The sequence below is a fragment of the Candidatus Angelobacter sp. genome, assembly GCA_035607015.1.
In the GTDB taxonomy this organism is placed as follows: domain Bacteria; phylum Verrucomicrobiota; class Verrucomicrobiia; order Limisphaerales; family AV2; genus AV2.
On record DATNDF010000430.1, the window covers coordinates 1 to 7,106 of the forward strand.

Sequence of the window (7,106 nt, forward strand, 5' to 3'; positions counted from 1 at the left end):
GCGATGGCCGTGCAGCCAAAGACGGCGGTCAGCAACACGCGTTTCATCTGGCGTGTGGACTTCGCGTTTTCGAGGTATTCACTGCGGAGCGCATGACCTTCTTCGACGCGGTCAGTTTCCTCGAAAGGAGGTCAGCGCCGGTGGAGTCAATTGAGAATCTTCCAGCATTTTCAAGGCGGCTTCAATGACAGCGTGCTGTCGCGGCGGATCGTCGGGCCGGTCCAGCGGGTAGCCGTGGTTGAAGGGGACGAACAGTGCTCGCGGCGGACGGACCCGTTCCGCGACTTCGCGAAGAAGCTGAATGACCGCGGTTGAAATGCCTTGCCGCTCCAGTTCTGCCGCTATGAGACACATCGTCTGATTGCACATCGGACACACAGGGACGACCAACGCCACGTCCACGGCATCCTCGACCAGCAGGCGTGCGGCCGGGGGACCGGTTTGCCGAATCAGCCGGCCCGGCGCAGTGATCGATCCCATGAACGAAAGGTGGCGGTGGTTGACGGACCCGATGCGTCCGCGCACCGCGAGTTCGCGGACGCGGTCGATGGGAAAGGCCAGGTTCGGATCCCGGCGAATTCCCGAATGATCGAAAACTTCGCTACGGTGGCTCTCGATGAAAGTGTGGACGTCCACGCTGGCTGGAATTTCGCGGAAGCTCACATCGCCGCCGCGGGTGGTCGGATCGAATGGCGGTTGGTCCGGCAAAACAAAACCGGCGCTCGAAACAAGCGCCATACGGCATTGAGACAGGGGCTTTTTCAGCGGCGCCCACGGCACCGGATCAATTCTTCTCCACGGATACGCCCTCAGAAACAGCCTGACCGGGAGCGAAAACTCATCGAGAGCGCCCATTCGTTGAATCTGACAACAGCCCGGATGAATATCCAGCCAATTGGAATCCTCGGTTGCACGGCTCGAACAGCGTCGGTAGACAGCCGGTTGGCACACTCCCTCGTCAGCGCAGTAAATTGGTGGGGTCTTGGCCCCATGCGAATTTCCGAAATTGACCCCACTATCAAAAACGCGCGGCGTGCTTTATAGCATGCGTGCTTTGATGCACCGGCAGTAGCTCATCGCATTCCCGCCGGAAGATATGATCGGTGAAACAAAAATGAACGAAGGCTTGCAATCAGTTGACGTCAGTTCCGGCACAGGGGCTGTGAATCAAACCGGTCCCATGCCAAACGGTTCGAGAGCGTTGCCGCATACCGCGATGCCCACTCAGGAGTCCCGCCGGTCGAGCGCGCTTGATCGGATGCCGTTCGATCCGTGGCGTCTGGTTGAAGCGTTGCGCCTGCGCTGGTTTTGGCTCGTTGCGGGCGGATTCGGTTTGGCGATGCTGGGTTTTCTGTTCGGGCTAACCACATCACACGCCTTGTTCACCGCCACCGTGCAGCTCGTCCGCAACGAAGGTCCCAATGCCTTTCAAACGTCGGAGTTCGGGGAAGCGTTCCGGCCACAGCCGTTGTCGGAAATGGCCTTCCGCAATCTTCTGCGTTCACAGGACCTTCTACACCGCGTGGGAGCGAAGTGCTCGCCGCCGCTGGCGCCGAAAGCACTGGCGGAACGATTGCGGCTCTCTCCCGACCGCAACGTGGATTTCATCTCCGTGACACTGTCGGGCAGCAGCGCGCGGAACGTGGCGGCACTCGCGAATCTGTTCGCGGAGGAAGCAACGCAATTGACGAAGGAGATGCAGGCGACCGAGGCGAAGGGAATTGCCGCCTACCTGGGCAAGCGGTTGCAGGAAAATGAATTTGATCAAACCAACGCGAGTGTGCAGCTGGGTGTGCTCTCCCGCGAACTTCCAAAGGTTGCGGTGTCCGACGCCGAGATCCGGCAGGAGATCAAAGCGGCCCAGAAGGAGCTTGTCAGTTTGCTTGGTCAATACACGGACGCCTATCCGCGTGTGCAGGAACAACGCGCCAAAATCGCCGCATTGGAAAAGCAGCTCGCCGAAGCGGGGAACCCTGGGACGCCGTCCACCAATTATGCGGTCGGAAATCCGATAACGCCTCGAATACAGAGCGGACCCGGAAAAAATGCCGACGAACTGGATACGCTGTTGAAACGCACGGAGGCCCGGATCGACGCGGTCGAGAAGTCGCGCTCGATCCTTCAAAGCCGTGCGCGCGAGGCGCAGTTGTTTGCGGCGGATCCACCGGGTTATTACCGTGTTCTTTCGCTGGCAACCGAGGACGACGTCGTTCGCCACGGTCCCAGACTCAAGATCGCGATTCTGACGCTGTTCGGAGGATGTTTCGGTCTGGTATTTGCCGCATGTGCGGTGCTCTTTATGGAGGTAACCGATCGGCAAATCAAGACCTCCGGGGATCTTCGCCGTGTCACCAAATTGCCCGTGCTTGCGACGCTGGGGGATCTGGACCGAATGTCCGCAGAACAACGGGCCGACTGGGCGTTTCGCACCTGGACCCGTCTGCAGGACAAGCTCAATCATACGCCCGGCTATGGCGTCGTATGCGGCTTCACCTCTTCAGCCCACGAAGAAGGGCGTTCGACCTGGGTGAAGCTGCTGGGACAGGCCGCCAGCCAGCGAGGGCTGCGCGTTTTGACCGTCGCCACACAGCCGTCACCGCCGAATGGCAACGGCACAGGCACCGAAGGCGTCAATACTCCTGGTGGCTTTCGCGATGTTGGATCCGCGACGCACGGATCAGGGGAAGCGCCCGTGGCAGTGGCCACCGCATCGAGCAGCGCGCTCACGCACAACATTTTGTCGCACCCCGAACAGATCGCCGAACGGCTGATCGCCCCGGACGCACCGCCGGTGGTGCATATTCCGCTGCCGGGTTGGGCGTGGGACTATGAGCGTCGCAAACAGTGGCACGCCGCGCTCCAGCACTGGCGCAAGCTCGAAAACGTTGTGATTCTCGTGGAACTGCCGCCGGCATCCGTGCCGGAGGCGGTGCTCCTCGCCGAGCACGTCCCGCAACTGGTCTGGCTGAGCGGCGGCAATGCCGACCCGGTGCAAACGCGCAAGGAGCTGGAGACGCTGCGACATGCCCGCTGCAACCTCACAGGAGCGGTGTTGAACCGCGAGACAGTGCCGGTCGTCAGAAAGAGCTTGCTTCAGTGGGTGGCGGCCATTGCGCTGGCGTCAGCGTTAACCCCATTCGAGGCCAACGCGGGGGATTCCGCCGCAACCAACGGGGCCAGGGCACCCGAGGTCGCCCTTTCTTCCACCGCCGCTCCCCGGCACAAACGCGCCGCGTGGCAGGAGCGTTTCACGCTGGGCCCGGGAGACGTGTTGAATTTTTCACTGTTCGGACAGAAGGAACTCACACGTTACGCGATCACCATCGGTCCGGACGGCCGGGTCGGTTATCTGCAGGCACAGGACATTATGGCGGCCGGACTAACGATTGACGAATTGCGCGCGAAGCTGGACGAGGCCCTTGCCGCCTACTATCGCGCGCCGCGCACAATCGTCACCCCGGTCATGTTCAACAGCAAAAAATACTTCCTGCTCGGCAGCGTGGTGCAAAAGGGCGTTTATACTTTGGACCGACCCACGACCATTATCGAGGCGATTGCCCGTGCCCGCGGTGTGGAAACCGGATTGCAACAGCGCAACCTGGTTGACATCGCGGACATGCAGCGTGCGTTTCTGGCGAGGCGCGGCGAGCGTGTGGGAGTCGATTTTGAAAAGCTCTTTCTACATGGCGACCTGACGCAGAACGTTCCTCTCGAACCCGGCGATTATCTTTATTTTCCCCCTGTGGACACAAAGGAGGTCTATGTGCTCGGAGAGGTGCGCACGCCAGGAGCGGTGGCTTACGCCCCCGATACGTCCGCGCTTCGTGCGATTGTATCGCAAGGCGGTTTCACGGACCGCGCATGGAAGAAAAGGGTCCTGGTGGTGCGCGGCTCACTGAACAAGCCGGAGACGTTTGTGGTCGATGCCTCCGCCATCCTGTCCGCGGGTGCACCGGACTTCAAACTCGAACCACGTGACATTGTTTACGTCCATTACCGGCCCTGGATCAAGGCAGAGGAACTCGTGGATCTCGCAGCATCGGCGTTTGTCCAGGCTGCAGTCATCACGTGGACGGGCGGAAATATCGGGCCGTTGATTCGGACCCCCATTATTGAATGAAGCCGGATAAAGCAAACCCCGGAAAGCAAGGTTTGATTTTGCTGGGCGGATTGGCGCTGGCGATGTTGCTGGGTTGTCAGAGCGCGCACGGCCCGCGTTTTGACGCGCGCGCCACCACGACGGAAACACTGGCCGCGCTCACCAACCTGACAACGATCACCGAGTCAAACCGTTTGAGCCTCGAGTGGCTTAGCCCACCCACAAATCGTTTCACTCTTGGCCCCGGTGATTCCTTGGAAATTGAAATCCTTGGAGACCCCTCGACACGCGCGACAAACGCCGTTGGGCCCGACGGAAAGATATATTACTACCTTCTTCCCGGACTCGATGTCTGGGGATTGACGCTGCCCGACACCAAGTCGCTGGTCGAACATGAACTGATGAAATATGTGCGCGAGCAACCCCAGGTGAGCGTGATGCTGCACGGCGTCGAAAGCAGGCGCGTCTGGCTGCTGGGCCGGTTGAGCAAACCGGGAGTTTATCCCATGCCCGCGCCGATGACGCTGCTCGAAGGGCTTTCTGTGGCGGGTGGGCCCAGCAGTTCCGCGTCTCTGGCATCGCTCAGCGGCGGCCCCGTCGGCAACTGGTTTTCCGAGGAGGTCGCCGATCTACGGCGAAGTTTCGTGATGCGCAACGGCCAGATTTTACCGGTGGATTTTTACCGGTTGTTGAAAAAGGGGGATCTGTCGCAAAACATCTATCTGGAACCGGACGATTTTGTCTTCGTGCCGGCAGCGACCACGAGACAGGTTTTTGTCCTGGGCGCCGTTTTACTGCCAAGGCCGATTGTTTACCGGGAGCGCATGTCGCTTGTGTCCGCAATCGCAAACGCGCAAGGGACGATCAAGAACGCTTACCTGTCCCACGTGGCGGTTGTGCGGGGCTCGTTGACGGCGCCAAAGATCGCGGTCGTGGATTACAAGGAAATCGTGAATGGCAAAGCGCCGGACGTATTGTTGGAACCGGGCGACATAGTTTACGTGCCATTCACGCCGTATCGCACGCTGGTCAGGTACGCCGACCTGATCGTTAGATCGTTTGTCCAGACCATTGCCATCAACGAAGGCGCGCGGGCTGTTTCGCGCAACGTAAACCCTGTGGGTGTGAACATTGGGGTTGGCGGCTCGTCGGGCACATCCATTCAGCCCTGACCATCGGTTCCCCGAAGGGCCGTTGTTTTCTCGCGCGGCCTCGTGGTAAAGGGGCGTCCCTACGGACGGAGGTATTTGGCCACTGCCTGGGTACGAGAGCGGACGTGGAGTTTGGAGTAGATTTTGCGGACGTGCGTGTGAACGGTTTGAAAGGAGATGGAAAGCAGATCCGCAATTTCCTTGTTCATGTAGCCCTTGGCGAGCAGATCGAGGATCTCCCGTTCGCGTGGCGACAAGGTTTCGGTTGGCGATTCCTCTGGCTCCGAAGGGTGAAAGGAGAGGATTACCTTCCGGGCAATGTTGCTGGACATGGGCGCGCCGCCGCCATGGACCTCCTGAATGGCAGCGAGGATTTCAGCCGGTGGCGTTTGTTTGACAAGATAGCCGTTGGCTCCGGCCTTGAGCGCTTGAAAGATCAGGTCGTCGTCTTCATAGGCCGTCAACATGATCACCAGCAGATCCGGTTCGGTCGTCTTGAGCTTGCGGACGCAGTCGATCCCGGAAAGGCGCGGCAGATGAATGTCCATCAGGACGACGTCAGGTTTCTCCTCTGGAATGAGTTTAAGCGCCGCCTCGCCGCTTCGATGGGCGCCCGCACAGCGAAAACCGCGAGCGCCGTCAATCAGCGACATCAGGCTTTCCCGGACACGGTCGTCGTCCTCGACAATGGATACTTTGATAGGCATAGGTTTTTTTGGGTCCACACGGGTTCCAGTGTCGGTGAACCACGCGCTTCCGGTTCGTTTGCAACGGGCGTTTGCGTAAGGTCAAGCCGCACTAGTTTGCGCGACGCACGCACCTTTGGGAATACCCCAAAAAGGGTAGGGCCGCGAACGGTTCAGGTTCGATGACGACGGCGTTCTTGATTCTTCATTCCTGTCTTCCATCACTTCTCCAGAGGGCGTTTTAACGGGACGAATAGCTCCAGCTTCGTCCCCCCGCCAGGGCGGCTATCCAGCCGGAATTCCCCGCCGATGGCAGCGAGTCGGTTCTTCATGTTTCTCAAACCGTTTCCATCAGGTCTTCCCGAGGCCACCAGAAACCCACGGCCATTGTCCTCGATTGAAATGTTACAACGACCGGTGTCCACGGCTGCCCTCAGCCAGACTTCGGATGCGGCCGCGTGTTTGGCGATATTGTTCAACGCTTCTTTGACGGTCAGAAACAGATTGTGCCGCTCTTCGGTCGTCAGTGGAAAGGGCGGCAATTCCGCAGGGAGATCAAGGCGGCAGCGAACACCCGCCGGGCGCAGGAACTCCTGCGCGTAATTGCTGAGGTAACCAACGAGGCTGGAAAGAGTGTCATGTTTGGGATTGATTGCCCAAACGATTTCATCCATCGCGCGGAAGACTGCGCGTGTAGTGGCAAGAATCTTTCGGATGTGTTCCCCGGCGCGCTCGGTGTTCGTGAGATCACGGTTTGTAAGCTCGCTTAACAGCGCGATTTGAGTCAGGCTTGATCCCAGATCATCGTGCATTTCACTCGCGATTCGCGCGCGCTCTTTTTCGAGCGCGTGCCGCCGCTCCAGACGTTCAATTTTCCGGACCACGCGCAGCCGCACCCAGTGCATGCCGTAACCGACGATGATGACCCCGAGACCACACATCACATAAAACAGCCCGGTCTGGTAAAAATGAGGCGGCAGATAAAACGCGATGGTATCACCCTGAAAATTCCAAACGCCGTGATTGTTACAGGCGATGACGCGGAAGGTGTAGTGCCCGGAGCGCAGGTTCGTGTAATACGCCACGCGCCGGTTTTCGGCCGGAACCCAGTCCTTGTCGAAGCCGTCAAGACGGTACCGGAACCGCACTTTTTCGGGCGCGACGAGACTG

5 protein-coding genes are annotated in these 7,106 nt (G+C 59.4%); 2 read left to right on the top strand and 3 right to left on the bottom strand.

Going from position 1 to position 7,106, the window contains the following annotated elements; all coding sequences use genetic code 11:
• Nucleotides 1-111 precede the first annotated feature (111 nt).
• On the bottom strand, nucleotides 112-855 hold the full coding sequence (locus tag VN887_17330; protein HXT41773.1) for a glycine/sarcosine/betaine reductase selenoprotein B family protein: 744 nt from the start codon (nucleotides 853-855) through the stop codon (nucleotides 112-114).
• A gap of 325 nt (nucleotides 856-1,180) precedes the next feature.
• Here VN887_17330 and VN887_17335 point away from each other — a divergent pair, with 325 nt between their 5' ends.
• Complete coding sequence (locus VN887_17335) at nucleotides 1,181-4,120, top strand: polysaccharide biosynthesis/export family protein (protein HXT41774.1); 2,940 nt, start codon at nucleotides 1,181-1,183, stop codon at nucleotides 4,118-4,120.
• Nucleotides 4,117-5,271: a polysaccharide biosynthesis/export family protein gene (locus VN887_17340; GenBank protein ID HXT41775.1), complete on the top strand. Its 1,155-nt coding sequence runs from the start codon at nucleotides 4,117-4,119 to the stop codon at nucleotides 5,269-5,271. Before VN887_17335 ends, VN887_17340 begins: the two co-directional genes overlap by 4 nt.
• A gap of 59 nt (nucleotides 5,272-5,330) precedes the next feature.
• Here VN887_17340 and VN887_17345 read toward each other — a convergent pair whose 3' ends face one another.
• The gene (locus VN887_17345) at nucleotides 5,331-5,957 is read right to left on the bottom strand and encodes a response regulator transcription factor (GenBank protein ID HXT41776.1); all 627 of its coding nucleotides are present in this window, start codon (nucleotides 5,955-5,957) and stop codon (nucleotides 5,331-5,333) included.
• Between the two features lie 200 nt (nucleotides 5,958-6,157).
• On the bottom strand, nucleotides 6,158-7,106 hold a 949-nt coding region (locus VN887_17350), incomplete at its 5' end, for a triple tyrosine motif-containing protein (protein ID HXT41777.1).

Bases quoted from the DNA above. Each gene is read 5' to 3' on its own strand.
- VN887_17330 (HXT41773.1), bottom strand. From the start codon at position 855: ATGGGCGCTCTCGATGAGTTTTCGCTCCCGGTCAGGCTGTTTCTGAGG.
- VN887_17335 (HXT41774.1), top strand. From the start codon at position 1,181: ATGCCAAACGGTTCGAGAGCGTTGCCGCATACCGCGATGCCCACTCAG.
- VN887_17340 (HXT41775.1), top strand. From the start codon at position 4,117: ATGAAGCCGGATAAAGCAAACCCCGGAAAGCAAGGTTTGATTTTGCTG.
- VN887_17345 (HXT41776.1), bottom strand. From the start codon at position 5,957: ATGCCTATCAAAGTATCCATTGTCGAGGACGACGACCGTGTCCGGGAA.